This window comes from Nonomuraea sp. NPDC004354, assembly GCF_053602555.1.
Map to the genome: position 1 here is coordinate 757,162 of NZ_JBSGDV010000002.1, position 16,287 is coordinate 773,448.

Sequence of the window (16,287 nt, forward strand, 5' to 3'; positions counted from 1 at the left end):
AAGGACTTACATGTCAAAGCTGAGGTATCATCGTGGTCATGTCCCTACGGATCGCGCTGCTCGGCCTGCTGACGGCATCGGGCCCGTCCAGCGGCTACGACCTGGCCAAATCGTTCGAGGCCTCGCTCAACTACGTCTGGCAGGCCAGCCACAGCCAGATCTATCCGGAGCTGGCGAAGATGGCGGCCGACGAGCTCGTCACCGTCGACGCGGAGGGGGCCAGAGGCCGCAAGACCTACACGATCACCCCCAAGGGCGCCGAGCACCTGCGCGCGTGGGTCGTGGAGCAGACGCCGAGCCTGACCGTCAGGAGCGAAGGCGCGCTGCAGGCCTTCCTGCTGCCGGTGATAGATCCGGAGGAGGCGGTGGCCGCGCTCGAACGGCTGCGGGAGCGGTACGTCGAGAAGCTGCGCCTGCTGGAGGCGTTGCACGCCAGACCCGGGGCGGAGCGGGGTTACGGACGTTACGCGCTCGACCACGGGCTGCGGCACATCCGGACGACGATCGCGTGGGCCGACGACACCATCGCGGATCTCCGCACGTCAACGGGGTAAGACTGCCGGCATGACACGTACCTGGCTCACTGACCGTTTCGGTCTCTCCGTTCCTCTGGTCGGCGCCCCCATGGCGGGCGTGGGCGCGGGCCGCCTCGCCGCGGCGATCTCGGCCGCGGGCGCGCTCGGCATGATCGGCGTGCCGGCCACCGCGTCGGCCCAGTGGATCGCCGACGAGGCCGCCGTCGCGGCGGAGAGCGGCCGGCCGTACGGCATCGGCCTCATGGCATGGACGCTGCCCGGCAACCCCGGCCAGATCGACGCCGTCCTGGCCGCCAGGCCCGCGCTGGTGTCGGTCAGCTTCGGGCCCTACGCCGGCTACGTCGAGCCGTTCAGGCAGGCCGGCATCACCGTGGTCACGCAGGCGGGCACGACCCGGGAGGCGAGGGAGGCCGAGGCGGCCGGAGTCGACGCCGTCGTGGCCCGCGGCGGGGAGGGCGGCGGCCACGGCCGCAACGACGTCGCCACGCTGCCCCTCCTGCAGGGCGTCCTCGACGCGGTCGGCATCCCCGTGCTGGCCGCCGGTGGCATCGCCGGCGCGCGCGGGCTGGCGGCCGTGCTCGCCGCGGGGGCCGAGGGGGCCTGGGTCGGCACCGCGTTCCTGGCCTGCAGCGAGACCATGGTCTCGGCGCCCGCGCTGCGCAGGATCCTCGCCGCGGCGGAGACCGACACCGTCTACGGGCGGGTCTTCGACGTGGCCCAGCGGCTCGGCTGGCCCCCCGAGTACGGCGGGCGCGGGCTGCGCAACGCCTTCTTCGACCAGTGGGAGGGCAAGGAGGAGGCGCTGGCGGCCGACGAGGAGGCCCACGCCGCTGTGGCGGCCGCCCGTGCCGCCGGCGACTACGACGTCGCCGTCGTCTACGCGAGCGAGGCGGTGGGCCTCGTGCGGGAGCGGCGCCCCGCCGCCGACGTCGTCGCCGACTTCGCGACCGCCGCGGCGCTGCTGCGGAGGTTCTAGGGGGCGCGGAAGGCGCCGCGCCGACCGGGCGGAATCGGAGGTTCTAGGGGGGCGCGGAAGGCGCTGCGGCAGCCGGGCGGGATCGGAGGTTCTAGGGGGCGCGGGAGGCGCGCGCCAGCCGGGCGGGGTCGGGCCAGTGCACGCCGTGGGCCCAGCCCGCCAGCTCGAACCAGCGGATCAGCCGGGCGCTCGGGTCGAGCTGGCCGGGGAGCACTCCGTGCCTGGCGCACGTCGGCTCCATGTGGTGCCAGTTGTGCCAGCCCTCGCCGAGGGTCAGCCACGCCACCCACGGCACGTTCGACGAGCGGTCCCGTGTCGCGAACGGGCGGGAGCCGAAGGTGTGGGCGATCGAGTTGACCGACCAGGTCACGTGGTGGACGACCGCGTAGCGCACCAGCCCGCCCCAGAACAGCGCCGTCCACGCGCCCGTCCACGACATCGACCACAGCCCGCCCACCACCGCCGGCAGCGCGAACGACAGCACGGCCACCGCGGGATACCAGGCGTCGAACCGCCGCACGTCGGGGTCGGCCAGCAGGTCGGGCACCCAGTGCCGGCGGTTCGAGCGGCGCCGGGCGGTGTAGAACCAGCCGACGTGCGCGTGCGCCATGCCGCGCAGCAGGGCCAGGCCGCTGTCGCCGTAGCGCCAGGGGGAGTGCGGGTCGCCCTCCCTGTCGGCGTACTTGTGGTGGCGCCGGTGCTCGGCCGACCACAGCGTGACAGGACCCTCGACGGCCATCCCCCCGGCCAGCATGAGCGCGATCCGCAACGGCCTGGCGCACCGGAACGCCCGGTGGGTGAAGAGCCGGTGGTAGCCGATCGCGATCCCGAAGATGCTGACCAGGTACATCGCCACCGCGATGACCACGTCGCGCGGCCCGATGCCCCAGCCCCACGCCGCCGGCACGGCGAGCGCCACGAGCGACAGGGGAAGGATCACGAGGACGACCAGATAGGCGGTGCGGCGGCCGCTGCCGACCGCGACGGTCTCCGGATTCACGCCCTCATTCATAGGATCGGGCCCGAAGGTCACGGCAGTTGCCTTTGAGTGACGGATCAGTTACCCAGGAGAGCCAAAACACTCCACAGGGTAGCCATCGGGATCGGCCGTCACGATGTGGCTACATAGCGTCATGGGCCATCTGGACAGGTACGACGACGTGCTGGCTCGCGATCCGATGGCCGCGTTCGGCCTGGTCCGTGAGTGGATGCGAACCGAGTGGCGGGAGCTGTACGCCGAGCTGAGGAGCCGGCGCCCGGTCTTCGTGACCCCCGTCTTCACGGTCGTGACCCGCTTCGCCGACGTCACCGAGGTGCTCTCCGACGAGGAGGTGTTCAGCGTCCGCTCGTTCGGGCCGCGGCTCGACGCCGCCCTCGGCGGCGCGTTCATGCTCGCCAGGGACGCCACGGCGATGAACTGGCGGGACAAGGGGCTGATGCGGTACGTGCTCGACCCCGACGACGTCGTCGAGGTGCGGGCGCTGGCGGGCCGCCTGGCCGACGAGGCGCTCGACGCGGCGGCGCCGTACGGGAAGATCGACGTGGTGCACGACCTGTTCAGGCCGGTCGCGCTCGGCGTGTGCGCGGAGTACTTCGGGTTCCCCGGCCCCGACCCGCAGACCCTGTCGCGGTGGTCGCGGACCATCATCACCGACTGCTTCGCCAACTACCTCGGCGATCCCGCCGTCCAGGCCGCCTCCGTCGAGGCGGGCAGGCAGATGATGGCCTACCTGCGCGAGCGACTCGCCGTGCGGCGGTCGGGGGCGGGGCCGTCCGGCGACGTGTTCGGCAGGCTCGCGGCCACCGATTTCGACGACGAACGGCTCGTGATCAACATGGCGGGGCTGGCGCTCGGGTTCCTGGAGAGCGCTCCCGGCGCGATGGTCGAGGCGACGGAGCAGTTGCTGCTGCGCCCCGACGTGCTGGCCGCGGCCGCGTGCGACGACGACTTCGACCGCTACGTGTGGGAGGCGTTGCGGTTCAACCCCTTCTTCAAGCTGCTTCCCAGGATCTGCGAGCGCGACCACGAACTTTCCGGGACACCGATCCCGGCCGGCACCTTCGTGCTGGCCGCCGTCGCCTCCGCGATGTTCGACGGCGACGTGCTGGCCGAGCCCGAGTCCTTCCGGCTCGACCGGCCGGGCCGGCACCAGCTCTTCTTCGGCCACGGGCACCACGCGTGCCTGGGCGTGCATCCGGCCAGGGTGGTCATCTGCGAGGCCGTACGGCGGCTGCTGCGGCGGCCCGGCGTGCAGGTGATCGAGGGCGTCTCCCGCTCGAACGGGATCTTCCCCGACCGGTTCGTCCTCGCCCTGGAGTCCTGATGACCGCCCGGACCATCGCCACCGACGGAGCCGTCAACCGGCTCAGGTTCCTCGCCCTGACCAGCGCGCGGCCGCTCTGGGACATCGTGCAGGCCGTCCAGCCCGTACGGCGGCGCGTCAACGCCACGCTGATCGACCACGCCGTCCGCGAGATGCCGCCGCGGCCCGAACCGCTCAGCACCATGGCCGACTACACCTCGTGGGCCTCGCTGACCGACCGCTCCTACAGCGGCCGGCACCTGCCCCCCGTCGAGGGGGCCGAGGGCAGGCCCACCCCCGAACGCGCGGCCGACCTGTTCGCCAGGGGCGCCGAGATGATCCCCTGCCCCCGCTCGACGGTGCTGTTCGCCTACTTCGCCCAGTGGTTCACCGACGGCTTCCTGCGCGGCGACACCGCCACGCCCCGCGACCCCCGCAAGAACACCTCCAACCACCACATCGACCTCAACCAGCTCTACGGCCTGCACGAGGCGGCGACGGCCGCCCTGCGCACGTTCACCGGCGGCCGGCTGAAGAGCCGGCTCATCGACGGCGGCGAGTTCCCGCCCCATCTCTGCGAGAACGGCAAGGTCAAGCCGGAGTTCGCGCCGCTCAGCGTGATCCGCTTCGACGAGCTCACCGACGCCCAGCGCGACACCCTGTTCGCCACCGGCAGCGACCGCGGCAACATCCAGCTCGGCTTCACCATGCTCACCGTGCTGTTCCTGCGCGAGCACAACCGGGTGGCCGCCCTGCTGGCCGAGCACTACCCGCGATGGGACGACGAGAGGCTGTTCCAGACCACGCGCAACATCCTCATCGTGATGCTGATCAAGCTGGTGGTCGAGGAGTACATCAACCACATCACGCCCTACCACTTCCGGTTCACCCTCGACCCGCGGCTGTCGGCCCGTCTCGCCCGCGTCCCGTGGCACCGCGAGAACTGGGCCTCGGTGGAGTTCAACCTGGTCTACCGCTGGCACAGCCTGATCCCGTCCACGCTGTCGGTGGGCGGGCGCGAGCTGCCGATGGCCGAGACCCTGCTCGGCGGACCGCTGATCCCCCAGATGGGGCTCGGCAGGCTCTTCGAGGACGCCTCCCGGCAGCGGGCGGGCCGGATCAGCCTGTTCAACACCGACCCGCTCCTGCGGGAGGTGGACATCGCCAGCATCGCCGACTCGCGCTCGCTCGGCCTGGCGCCGTACAACAGCTACCGGGAGCACTGCCGCTTCCCCCGGGTGCGGCGCTTCGAGCAGGTGACGGGCGACCCGAAGGTCGCCGACGCGCTGCGGTCGCTGTACGGGGGGGTCGACGACCTCGACCTGTACGTCGGGCTGTTCGCCGAGGAGCCGGGCTCGCCCGAGGCGATACTGCCGCCGTTGCTGACGAAGATCATCGCGATCGACGCCTTCTCCCAGGCGCTGACGAACCCGCTGCTGGCGCCCCGGGTGTTCACCCCGGCGACGTTCTCGCCCCAGGGCATGCGGATCATCGCGGGCACCCGGTGCCTGGCGGACGTGGTCCGCAGGAACACCCCGGAGGACCCGCGGCCCCGCTACGTCAGCATGACCCGCCTGGACCGCCCATGACCGGCTCCACCCCGCCTCCCGGCGACCGGCCCGCCCCGGACCCGCTCCACCGCCCGCCCCGCCCCCGCCACCCGGCCCCGGGGGAGCTCCAAGGGCCGCGGCGCGCCCCGGAAGACAGACCCGTTCCGGCACGGGGCTCTCTCCCCGGCGGGGAGACCCCCGCTCCCGCACCGGGGGTAGGCCGAGGGCCGGAGGGGGAGACGCCCGCTCCCGCATCGGGAGAAGGCCGAGGGTCGGAGGGGGAGACCCTCGCTCGCGCGCCGGGCGACGGCCGAGGGGCGGAGGGCGCCCTCTCCGTGGAGGAGCTGCCTGCCGGTGCGCTCAGGGATGCCGCGTGCGGCCTCGTCGACCTGGGAATCCTCATCCGCGAGGCGGCGGCCCACGCCACCGCCGCGCTCACCGACCGCAGCATCCTCGCCGCGATCCCCCGCGCCCCCGTCGTGGGCTGCCTGACCCAGCGCGCCCTCCTCAGAACGGTCACCAACCCCGCGGGGCTCGGCTGCGCCGTCACCGGAGGCCCGCTGGCCACCCTCGCCGCGAAGGCCGGAGCGATGGCGGGCGGCGAGAGCCTCGCCGTCCGGGTGCTGGCCACCTCCCTGCGCCTGCGGATCGCCGCCGTCGCTCTCGACCATCCCGAGCTGACCACCGACCCCATGCTCGGCAGGCTCATCGCCGCCGCGGCGGACGACCGCGACCTGGAGGCGGTCCGCGCGCTGCGTGCCCTGCTCAAGGACAGGGGAGCCGCCCGCACGCTCAGCGCGCTGGCCCCCGCCTTCGGCGAGGTGCTCGCGCTGCGCGCCCTCCTCGACGAGAACCCGCTCAACGACGCCGCCGCATGGCTGATCGCGACCGGCAGGGGCTATGCCACCGCCGACCCGATCACCGGTATGAGCAACCGGGCGGTCGCCGTGCTCGACACGGGGGAGGGCGCCGCCCGCCGCGTCGAGGCCGGCGTGCCGCTGCACGACCACGGATCGCTGCTCGCCTTCCTCGGCAACATCAGCGCGCTGGGCACGAAGGGCAAGGCGCTGATCCAGAGCGTCGAGGGCCCCGACGGAGTGACGCGCCACGTGATCCTCGCGCCGGGCATGCGGGCGGGCGTCCCCGACAACGACTCGCCCCAGGACCTTCTCGGCGCCTTCAGCAGCGCGGTGCTGGACAGCAGCCCCTACAGCCGTGCCCTGGCCAAGGCCGTCGCCGACTACGGCCTGCCCGAGGGCGCGCAGGTGGCGCTGATCGGCCACAGCGCCGGCGGCGCCGCGATCATGAACCTCGCCCAGAACTCCGGCTTCTGCGCCCGCCACACCGTCACCCACGCCATCGCGGTCGGTGCGCCCGTCGACTTCAAACGTCCGGCCGACCCGCGTACCTGGGTGGCCAGCGTCACCAACCAGCACGACATCATCCCGACCCTCGACGGCCAGGGCGCGGGCACCTGCTTCGACCTGCATCCCGGCTGGTACGTGGTCGACTACGCCGACCCCACCCACCTGTTCCCGCAGTGCCACAGCATCGAGCGCTACATCGCCAACCTCGCCGATGACCTGCCCGAGGCCAGGAAGGTGATCGACGAGCGGCTCACGCCGTACCGGGGAAGGGTGGTGCGCTCGCAGGCCTACCAGTTGTTCGACCGCGAGCCGTACCCCGAGGGCTTTCCGTTCCTGACCGTGCCGACCCGCGGTGAGGGTACGGCCGAGCTGCCCGTCAGGTGCCTGGAGGGCAGCGCGTGCACCGCGTACTTCGCCGCCGACGCGGTGGCGGCGGCGGAGCTGTTGCGGGGGAGCGGGCTCGGCCCGGCGGCGGGGTTCGGCGGGCGGGCGCTCGTCGCGCTGCACGTCGCGTGGAACCGGCGGACCAGCGTGGGCGCCTACCGTGAGCTCCATCTCGGGATCGTGGTGCCCGACCCGTGGCGGCACGGCTGGCACGACCTGCTGCGCGCCGCGGACCGCAGGCGTTCGGGGTGGTTCACGGTGGCCTCGGCGGTCGACCGCGCGGACGTCTCCGACGTGGCCACCCGGGTGTGGGGCCGCCGGCCGTACGAGCTGCCGCTGGCGTTCTGGCTGACGGGCAGGGCCGTGAGCGTCTCGGCGGGCGGGCTGCTCTCCCTGCGCGGAGCGCTCGGCCCCTGGCTGCCGCTCGGCGATCGCGACCTGGTCGGTTACGCGCGCGATGGCGGCACCGTGCTGCGCTCCTGCGCGCGCACCCGAGGCAGGGGCAGGGCGCATCCCGTGCCCCGGCTGCGGCTGGCCGTCGCGCCGCGGGCGCATCCGCTGGCCGACGCGCTCCGCAGGCTCGGTCTCGACGGCGCCCGTCCCCTGCTGTGCCTGACGTCCGCCGACCGCCAGACGATCGTGGACGCGGCCGTCCCCGTTCTGACCAGCTGATCTTGAGGAGCTCGATGCCGGCGGCAACCGAAGTGATCGCGGCACACGCGATGGTCCTGCAGACCGACGCCCGTGCGCTCGCCGAGTGCGCCGAACGGTTGCGGGAGATCGAGGCGAAACTGGAGGAGGCGGGAGCCGCGCCACCGTGGCTGCGCCACTCGGTGGCCGCTCACCTCGCCGCCTGCGTCGCGGCCTCCGCCGACCTGGCGGAGGCCGCGGCCTGGTTGCGCCGCTACGCGGCCGTCACGCGGCCTCGCGCACCGCACGTGCCGCGCTGAGCCCCGCCTCCGGCGCCCCGTGATCCGGGCGTGCCAGACCGGGCGGTGTCGTTGCCCGCCCGCGAAGTGGGCCCTGCCCTACCGATCGCCTCGTGCGGGCTCGACCACTGCGGTCAGGGCAGGCGGCCGACGAACGCGAGCGCCTGCCTCAGCAGCACGCCGTGCCCGCCGATCATCTCCTGCTGGACCATCGGCGAGGCCGCCTCCTCGGGAGTGAACCACACCAGGTCGAGCGCGTCCTGCCGGGGCCTGCAGTCCCCGACGACGGGGACGATGTAGGCCAGCGACACCGCGTGCTGGCGCGGGTCGTGGTACGGCGTGACGCCCGGCGTCGGGAAATACTCGGCCACCGTGAACGGCTGCGGCGACGGCGGGAGCTGCGGCAGCGCCACGGGCCCGAGGTCTTTTTCCAGGTGGCGCAGCAGCGCGTCGCGGATCCGCTCGTGGTGCAGCACCCGCCCGGAGACCAGCGCCCTGGTGACCTCGCCGTCGGCGGTGATGCGCAGCAGCAGGCCCACGTGGGTGACCACGCCGGTGTCGTCGACGCGTACCGGGACGGCGTCGACGTAGAGGATCGGCATCCGTCCCCGCATCAGCTCGAGCTCGTCCGGAGCAAGCCAGCCAGGCACGGTTTCGGTATTTTCGATCATTCGCTGATGGTACTTCCCCCTGGTGGTCCCGGTGGGCAGGGACCCGGAGTGTCAGTTCTCCCCGATGAGAGAAAATGTGGAACGGAAGACTTCATTCTGCTATTGTTGGAACAGAACAAGCCGTTCCGTTCTGGAGGAGAGTGCCATGACCGAGATCCGCCCCTTCCGCGTCGAGGTTCCGCAGGCCGACCTGGACGATCTCCACGCGCGGCTCGCCCTGACCCGCTTCGCCGACCAGATCCCCGGATCCGGCTCGGAGTACGGCGTGAGCGTCGAGTGGGTCAGGGACATGGTCGACTACTGGCGCAGCGGCTACGACTGGCGTGCCTGGGAGGCGCGGCTGAACTCCCACCCGCAGTTCACCACCGAGATCGACGGCCAGAACATCCACTTCGTCCACGTCCGCTCGGCCAAGCAGGACGCGCTCCCGCTGATCCTCACGCACGGCTGGCCCGGCACGGTCGTCGAGTACCTCGACGTGATCGAGGACCTCTCGCGTGACTTCCACCTGGTCATCCCGTCGCTGCCGGGTTTCGGCCTCTCGGGGCCGACCGCCGAGAAGGGCTGGAACAGGTACCGGACCGCCAAGGCGTGGGTCGAGCTGATGGCCAGGCTGGGCTACGAGCGCTACGGCGTGGTCGGCAACGACGGCGGCTCGCTCGTCTCGCCCGAGGTGGGCAGGCTCGCCCCCGACCGCGTGGTCGCCGTCCACGTCACGCAGATCTTCTCCTTCCCCAGCGGCGACCCCGCCGAGCTGCAGGACCTGACCGACGACGAGCAGGCGGCGCTCCAGCACCTGCAGTGGTTCTGGGAGAACATGGGCGCCTTCAACCAGCTCCAGTCGCAGTCGCCGCAGACCCTCGCGCACGCGATCGCCGACTCGCCCGCCGGTCTGCTCGGCTGGATGGGCCAGCTGATCGGCGGTCACCTGGACCGCGACTTCACGCTGACGAACATCGCGATCCACTGGTTCTACGGCACCGCGAGCTCGTCCATCCGCTTCTACTACGAGGACGCCAAGGCCGAGCACCCCACGGAGCCGACCACGGTCCCGATCGGCCTGGCGGGGTTCGCCAACGACTTCCAGTCGATCCGCCGCTTCGCCGAGCGCGACCACAAGACCATCGAGCAGTGGAACACCTACGACGTGGGCGGCCACTACGCCGCGCACGAGGTGCCCGAGGTGCTGGCGGCTGACGTCCGGGCCTTCTTCGCCGGGCGCGGCTGATCCAGCGAGGGGAAGAGGGGCCGTGGGACGCCACGGGCCCCCTTCGCCGTCTCCGGCGAACAAGGCGAACGGCTCAGGCCGGGATCAGTTCCACGACGCCCTGGCGGCGAAGCTCTCGAAGGACGTCGGCGGGCGGCCCGTGACGCGCTCGACCACGTCGGTCGGCACCTGGTCGCCGAGCGCGCACAGCCCGGCGAACGCCTCGATCTCCGCCTCGACCCGCTCGCGCGGCAGGCCGGCCGCCGTCATGACCGCCAGGTACCCCTCGGCCGTGCCGACGTACCCGATCCGCCGTCCGGCGGCCGACCCGATGATCCGCAACGCCTCGGGGAACGACAGCGCACGCGGCCCCGTCACCTCGTAGGCCCGCCCGGCGTGGCCGTCCTCGACCAGGGCGGCGGTCGCGACGGCCGCGATGTCGCCGGCGTCGACGAAGGCCTGCCGCAGGTCGCCCAGCGGCAGCGCCAGCTCGCCCGCGAGCACCGCCTCCCGCATGACGCCCTCGTCGAAGTTCTGGTCGAACCACGAGGGCCGCAGGATCGTCCACTCGGCGCCGGAGCCGCGTACGGTCCGCTCGGCGGCCATGAGCCGCTCGTCGCCCATCGCCTCGATGCCGCCGCTGGACAGCAGCACGATCCGGCCGACGCCCGCCTCGACGGCCGTCGCCACGAAAGCGGGGTCGACCGGCAGCTCGTGCGGCGCCATGAGGTACATCGCCGTGGCGCCGGCCACGGCGGGCCGCCACGTACGTTCGTCGGACCAGTCGAAGCGAACCTCGCCGTGCCGGGAGGCCGCCCGCACGGGGTGGCCCGCGTCGCGGAGCAGCGCCGCGACCCTGCGTCCGGTGGAACCCGTCGCCCCCAGCACCACGATCTCTCGGTCAGCCATTCCTTCGCCCTTCCCCGCTCCCGGTCCGCCACACCGCCAATGACGTGAGGAGCATGAGGAGCGCGCCGAACCACAGGACGCCGGTGACGGCGACCGCGTCCACGACCACGCCGCCGAGCAGCGCGCCCAGCGCGATGGCCAGGTTGAACACCGAGGTGTTCAGCGCGGTGGCCGCCTCCGCGGCGTCGGGCGCGCCCTTGAAGATCCACGTCTGGACGGCCACGGGCACCCCGCCGTAGACGAGGCCCCACAGGATGAGCAGGGCCGACCCGCTCAGCGGGCTGCTCCCGAGGAGGGGGAAGAGCGCCAGGATCGCCGCGAGCGCGGCGCCGAGCGCGATGACGGTCTTCCTGACGTCGCGGGTGGCGCCGGCGCCCACGACGAACGTGCCGAGCACCCCGGCCACGCCGAAGGCGAGCAGCAGCGGGCTGACCAGGCTCTCACTGACGCCTGCGATGTCGCGCAGGATGGGGCTCACGAAGGTGAAGGCGGCGAAGTGCCCGCTCACCAGGAGGAAGGTCGAGACGACCGCGGTCCTGACCACGGGGTTGCGGAACTGCTGGGGGAGCGCGCGCAGCCGTACGGGCTCGGTGGCGGGCAGCCGGGGCACGAGCAGCCAGAGGCCCGTCACCACGACCAGCCCCAGCGCGCCCACGGCCGCGAACGCCACGCGCCAGTCGGTGAGGCCGCCGATCAGGGTGCCGGCGGGCACGCCGAGCACGTTGGCGGCCGTCGCCCCGCCGAAGGCGAGCGAGGTCGCGCGCGGCACGAAGCGGTCGGGCACCAGGCGTACGGCGATGCCGGCGGCCAGCGCCCAGAAGCCGCCGATGCTGATCCCGACGAGGAAGCGCGAGGCGAGCAGGACGGCGAAGTTCGGGGCCAGCGCGGACAGCGCGTTGGCCAGGACCATGAGGCCGAGCAGGCCGATGAGCACCACGCGGCGGTCGAGCCGGCGGATCGCCACCGGGAGAAGGGGCGCGGTGGCCGAGGCGACCAGGCCGGGCACGGTGACCATGAGGCCGGCCGTTCCCTCGGAGACGCCGAGGTCGCCGCCGATGGAGGTGAGCAGGCCCACCGGGAGCTGCTCGATGGTGACGACGGAGAAGGTCCCCAGCGCGACGGCCGCGACGGCGAGCCAGGTCTTCAGCGATACGCGGTCGGCGGAGGGACCGGTGACGATCACGGGGCTTTCGGCTTCGGGGGCCACCCCGTCACGGGTCGCGGTCATGACGCCTTCCTGTTCAAGGTCTGGCCGGCCACGAGCGCGCCGAGCGCGATGCCGAAGCCGGCGATCTGCCAGCCGGTGAGGGTCTGCCCGAGCACCAGCAGGCCCGCGAGCGTGGCGACCAGCGGGTTGGTGAGACCGAGCAGGGAGACGGACGTGGGCGCGAGGCGGTCGATGCCGCGGAACCACAGGGCGTAGGCGACGGCGGTGCCGATGATGCCCAGGTAGGCGAAGCCGAGCAGGTTCTGGCCGGTGATGGCAGGGGGCAGGCCCTCGGTCACCAACGTCAGGGGGGCCAGGACCAGCCCGCCGATGCTGAGCTGCCAGCCGCTCATGACCAGAGGCGACTCCGGCTGACCCCACTTCTTGGTCAGGACGATGGCGGCACCCATGAGGGAGGTGGCCACCAGCATCGCGCCGATGCCGAGCGGGTCGAGGCGGGCCTCGGCGGTCAGGGTCAGCAGGGCCACGCCGCCGGTGCCCGCCAGAGCGGCGTACAGCACGGCGCGGGCCGGCCGCGCCCGCAGGATCACCACCGACAACAGCGCCACGACCAGCGGCTGGACCGAGCCGATCGTGGCCGCCACCCCGCCCGGCAGCCGGTAGGCGGCGAAGAACAACAGCGGGAAGAACGCGCCGAAGTTGAGCATGCCGAGCACCGCGGCCTTCCACCACCACGATCCGCTCGGCAGGCGGCGGGTGGCGGCCAGCAGGACCAGCCCCGCGGGCAGCGCCCGCAGCGTCGCGGCGAGCATCGGCCGGTCAGGCGGCAGCAGCGTCGCGGTGACGACGTACGTGGTGCCCCAGCTCACCGGGGCCAGGGCGGCCAGCGCCAGATCGCTCGACAACCCCCGCCGTGCGATCGGGACTGCTTGGATCGTGGACACGTCCATCACCTCTCATTGATAATCTCAACGTTGAGATAACATCAGCTGCGTGTGTGAACGTCAAGTCTATGAACGTTGAGATTATTTCCGTTGAGAGGACAGGGCATGAGTGACGCAGTGGACGCGGTGATCGCGCAGTGGGGCAGGGAACGGCCTGACCTCGACGTTTGGCCCATGGGCGTCGTCGGAAGGATCTCGCGGCTGTCCAGGCTCCTCGGTCACGGGCTCAAGGAGTTCTTCGCCGAGCACGGGCTCGAGAACTTCGAGTTCGACGTGCTGGCCACACTGCGGCGCTCCGGCCCGCCGTACGAGCTGACGGCGGGAGCGCTGCTCAAGGCGGCGATGGTCACCTCGGGAGCGATCACCAACAGGATCGACAAGATGGAGGCCAAGGGGCTCGTCGAGCGCATCCGCGACAGCGACGACCGCAGGTCGGTGCGGATCAGGCTGACCCCTCGCGGGTACGCGCTCGTCGACGAGCTGATCGGGCTGCACGTCGCCAACGAGGCCCGGATGCTGGCCGCCCTCGCCCCCGAGCAGCGCGAGCAACTGTGCGGGCTGCTGCGCGTGGTGCTCGAGTCGATGGGCGACACCTCGATCGACTGACCGCGGGGAGGGTCAAGGACCGGGACGCCGGGGGGAGAGCGGTCCGCCGGACGGTCGTGGAGCGGACAGAGCCTTGCCCGTTGAGAACCGAACGGGCAAGGCTGCCGTCCCTTCGGTGGACAAGAAAAAAATAACCTATCTCACTGCTCGATTCCACGGTCATTCGTGGCGCGCCACAAGTATCTCTGAAAGAGTCAACCATTCGCTTTCCCGTGCCCAGCGGAAGATCGAGCACGCCTCCCGGAAGCGTCAAGACGGCACAGGAACCCGCATTCTTTCGACAATTCTCCACCGGCCGGCGACAAAAGCACCGAGTGTCGCGTGGATGGTTGGGGAGAGCAATCGTCGCGAGGTGGATCGAATGGTCAGGACCTGGGTGGCGGCGCGGGCCTGCTGCTTTCCGGCTGCCTGGGCTGCGGATACGGCGAGCGGGAAGCCGGTGAGCGGGAAGCCGGCGACCGGGCGACGAATGCGGTGCCGCTCATGCCGGGCATGCCGTATTCGCGGGGCGGTGGCGGAACGGACGGGCCCGGATCGGGAAAAGGCGCGGCGACATGCGGATTCCGGCCACGCGCACGCGGGCATCGCCGTCGACGGGGAGAGGATCGTGCTTGCGCTGGCGACCGGGCGGGGTTCGTGACCTACGCGCCGCTGGTCAGGCGGGGAAACATGGGAGCGGTCCGCCCCGCAGAGGGGTCTCCGGCGACGTCTGAGGTCGCGACCAGATAACCGGAGAACCCACGCGGGACGGACTCGCTGACAACCTTTTCAGGTGATGGCGAATCGCTGCGGAGCGTTGTCCACCATTCCTGGACTTCCTGGACTGCCTGGGGCCCGCCCAGGAGTGTGCCGTCGGGAAACGGCGGAACCAGCCTCGTGCCCTGCTGGGCGCGATGGGCGGCCCGCTCCGAGAAGCGGACCGCACAGCTGACACTCGAAAGAACTGCGTCATAAGGGGGGAGTGCAATTCGTTTCAATGGGACGGATAGTGTCAGAACAATCTCGCGTCCAACGAGCGCCGGACTAGTCCTCGCAGTTCTCCTGCTCGGCGATCGCGAGGATGGCGACCTGGGTGTTGTTCAGGTTCAGGACGTTGCCCAGGATGCCGCCGATGAGACCGCCGGTGGCGTTGTTGACCTGCGAGCACTCAAGCTCCTTGTCCTTCTCCGGCTTGGTGTAGTCGGCGTGCGCGACGCTCGAGCCGGCGAAGACGGTGCTGGCGATCGCGGCACCAATGAGAATGCGACGAAGCATGTTTGTGTCCTCCGTTGAGATGGCCTGCGGATTACCGCTGCCGTCAGTTGTTTCTGGCAGAGCACCAAAGCGCTCGGCAATCATAATGGGCTATTCGATGCTGGCTTTCAAGCAGAGTCTCGTCCTCCGCGGGCCAAGGGTCAGTATTCTTTCGGTAGCCTCAGGGGCACTTGGCTGGAACATTCCTTGCCTTCTTTCGAGAAAAGGCAGTTGTTTGTTTGGCCTCTCTTGGGCAGCGGAAAGCGGGTCACAGAGGAGAGCGTCGCCGGCCTGCTGACCTCCTTCTGGTGTCGCGTTGACTGCGCGAGTCTCGCAAAAACCCTGTGCGCGCAGGGAATCGGCGGAATCCTGCCGGGAACCGGGCGATAGTCGCCAGGACGGACACTCCGCCATCTCCCTTGGCAAAGGAGTCGTTCGAGTGGATAGAACTCCGCCTCCCCAGGGGCTCCCGCGCGAATCCTCCACGCGAAACCCCCGAAGTACCCCAAGCCGTCGCAGGGATAAGTCCAGAAAGTGAGACTGCGGGACTAATAGCGTGTTTTCGGGGGTATGTCGGTCTTTCTTTTTGAGTATCGAGTCTTGGACGTCATATGGGGAGCGGGCACGCCTGAGCCGTCCATGTGCCGGGTAGATCGCCGCTACTCAGGTCTGTCACGAAGTTCGCTGCTTCGCAGGCCCTGGATGACACGAAACGGACAAAAATGACGATACAGACCGGCCTTCCGCAATGGCGCGGAAGTGTTCGCAAGCTGACGCTGGCCACCCTCACCATGGGTGCCCTCCTCCTGCCCTCCGCTCAGGCGTGGGGTGCGTCGAGCGCTGTTCTCGCCGGAACCCAGACCGCAGCCGTGCAGGCGACCGTCTCCTGGGAGACGTTCGGGCGTTGCTGCTCCCGTCACCGCGGTCATCGCCACTGCAAATGCCCTGCCGGGGCCCGCGGTCCGCAGGGCCCCAGGGGTCCGAAGGGCGACAGGGGGCCACAGGGCCTCAGGGGCCCGAAGGGCGACAAGGGCGACAGGGGTCCTGCCGGGCCAGGCAGCAGCGTGGCTGCCGCCTTCGTCAAGCGCGCCAAGTTCGTCGCGACGGTGACCCCGGACGGCAGGACACTCGTCCGCGACCCGCGCACCACGCCCACCTGGCACGACCTGTCAACGGTGGAGAACTACCCCGGCAACGTCGTCGGCGTCTCCCTGGCGAACACCGGTCCCGACCTCGACGTCGTCGTGCGGAACGCCGACGGCAGGATCGCGCACGCCGTCTGCACGGTGTGGCCCGAGCCCGGTGACGATGACGACGACACCCCGGCGTGGCCGGACAACTGCGAGGCGTTCTGGGACCTGACGCCGCCGAACTAACCGTCACGCTCTCGCCCGGCCAGGGCACATGAGAGCCGGCCACCGCATGATCACCCGAGATCATGCGGTGGCCGTCCCCTTGCGCGGAGACCTGCGCCGCCAGATCCGGAGGCGGGCCGCCAGGCGTG

15 protein-coding genes are annotated in these 16,287 nt (G+C 71.2%); 9 read left to right on the top strand and 6 right to left on the bottom strand.

Annotated elements, in window-relative coordinates:
* Window positions 1-38: 38 nt before the first annotated feature.
* A complete protein-coding gene (locus ACWENQ_RS09485) occupies window positions 39-554 on the top strand; it encodes a PadR family transcriptional regulator (RefSeq protein ID WP_452413551.1) in 516 nt (171 codons plus the stop codon).
* A 10-nt stretch (window positions 555-564) separates the two neighbouring features.
* Window positions 565-1,512 carry an NAD(P)H-dependent flavin oxidoreductase gene (locus ACWENQ_RS09490; RefSeq protein WP_449921905.1) on the top strand — a complete coding sequence of 316 codons (948 nt, stop codon included), beginning with the start codon at window positions 565-567 and terminating at the stop codon, window positions 1,510-1,512.
* Between the two features lie 91 nt (window positions 1,513-1,603).
* Here ACWENQ_RS09490 and ACWENQ_RS09495 read toward each other — a convergent pair whose 3' ends face one another.
* Window positions 1,604-2,524, bottom strand: a complete 921-nt coding sequence (locus tag ACWENQ_RS09495; protein ID WP_449921903.1) for an acyl-CoA desaturase — start codon at window positions 2,522-2,524, stop codon at window positions 1,604-1,606.
* A gap of 121 nt (window positions 2,525-2,645) precedes the next feature.
* Here ACWENQ_RS09495 and ACWENQ_RS09500 point away from each other — a divergent pair, with 121 nt between their 5' ends.
* The 4 genes from ACWENQ_RS09500 (at window position 2,646) to ACWENQ_RS09515 (ending at window position 8,066) form a co-directional block, all read left to right on the top strand.
* Window positions 2,646-3,836, top strand: a complete 1,191-nt coding sequence (locus ACWENQ_RS09500) for a cytochrome P450 (protein ID WP_452413552.1) — start codon at window positions 2,646-2,648, stop codon at window positions 3,834-3,836.
* Complete coding sequence (locus ACWENQ_RS09505) at window positions 3,836-5,404, top strand: peroxidase family protein (RefSeq protein ID WP_452413554.1); 1,569 nt, start codon at window positions 3,836-3,838, stop codon at window positions 5,402-5,404. Before ACWENQ_RS09500 ends, ACWENQ_RS09505 begins: the two co-directional genes overlap by 1 nt.
* 296 nt (window positions 5,405-5,700) lie before the next feature.
* A complete protein-coding gene (locus ACWENQ_RS09510; RefSeq protein WP_452413555.1) occupies window positions 5,701-7,788 on the top strand; it encodes a hypothetical protein in 2,088 nt (695 codons plus the stop codon).
* A 14-nt stretch (window positions 7,789-7,802) separates the two neighbouring features.
* Entirely contained in the window at window positions 7,803-8,066 is a 264-nt protein-coding gene (locus tag ACWENQ_RS09515; RefSeq protein ID WP_354915599.1) for a hypothetical protein, read from the top strand.
* A gap of 113 nt (window positions 8,067-8,179) precedes the next feature.
* On the opposite strand, the gene ACWENQ_RS09520 is transcribed toward ACWENQ_RS09515, so the two are convergent.
* Window positions 8,180-8,716, bottom strand: coding sequence for an NUDIX hydrolase family protein (locus tag ACWENQ_RS09520; RefSeq protein WP_354915602.1), 537 nt, complete (start codon window positions 8,714-8,716; stop codon window positions 8,180-8,182).
* A gap of 145 nt (window positions 8,717-8,861) precedes the next feature.
* On the opposite strand from ACWENQ_RS09520, the gene ACWENQ_RS09525 reads away from it, so the two are divergent.
* A complete protein-coding gene (locus tag ACWENQ_RS09525; RefSeq protein ID WP_452413557.1) occupies window positions 8,862-9,944 on the top strand; it encodes an epoxide hydrolase family protein in 1,083 nt (360 codons plus the stop codon).
* Window positions 9,945-10,028: 84 nt separating this feature from the next.
* On the opposite strand, the gene ACWENQ_RS09530 is transcribed toward ACWENQ_RS09525, so the two are convergent.
* From ACWENQ_RS09530 to ACWENQ_RS09540, 3 genes are read right to left on the bottom strand one after another with little or no spacing between them, the layout of a single operon-like run.
* A complete protein-coding gene (locus ACWENQ_RS09530) occupies window positions 10,029-10,832 on the bottom strand; it encodes an NAD(P)H-binding protein (RefSeq protein ID WP_452413559.1) in 804 nt (267 codons plus the stop codon).
* Complete coding sequence (locus ACWENQ_RS09535; protein ID WP_452413560.1) at window positions 10,825-12,060, bottom strand: MFS transporter; 1,236 nt, start codon at window positions 12,058-12,060, stop codon at window positions 10,825-10,827. Before ACWENQ_RS09535 ends, ACWENQ_RS09530 begins: the two co-directional genes overlap by 8 nt.
* Window positions 12,057-12,950, bottom strand: coding sequence for an EamA family transporter (locus ACWENQ_RS09540; RefSeq protein WP_449921892.1), 894 nt, complete (start codon window positions 12,948-12,950; stop codon window positions 12,057-12,059). The genes ACWENQ_RS09535 and ACWENQ_RS09540 overlap by 4 nt, the downstream gene beginning before the upstream one ends.
* A gap of 99 nt (window positions 12,951-13,049) precedes the next feature.
* Here ACWENQ_RS09540 and ACWENQ_RS09545 point away from each other — a divergent pair, with 99 nt between their 5' ends.
* Complete coding sequence (locus ACWENQ_RS09545) at window positions 13,050-13,550, top strand: MarR family winged helix-turn-helix transcriptional regulator (RefSeq protein WP_354915617.1); 501 nt, start codon at window positions 13,050-13,052, stop codon at window positions 13,548-13,550.
* A gap of 1,023 nt (window positions 13,551-14,573) precedes the next feature.
* Here the strand turns inward: ACWENQ_RS09545 and ACWENQ_RS09550 are convergent.
* A complete protein-coding gene (locus tag ACWENQ_RS09550) occupies window positions 14,574-14,804 on the bottom strand; it encodes a hypothetical protein (RefSeq protein ID WP_354915620.1) in 231 nt (76 codons plus the stop codon).
* A 1,043-nt stretch (window positions 14,805-15,847) separates the two neighbouring features.
* On the opposite strand from ACWENQ_RS09550, the gene ACWENQ_RS09555 reads away from it, so the two are divergent.
* Entirely contained in the window at window positions 15,848-16,159 is a 312-nt protein-coding gene (locus tag ACWENQ_RS09555; RefSeq protein WP_449921888.1) for a hypothetical protein, read from the top strand.
* The last annotated feature ends 128 nt before the right edge of the window (window positions 16,160-16,287 follow it).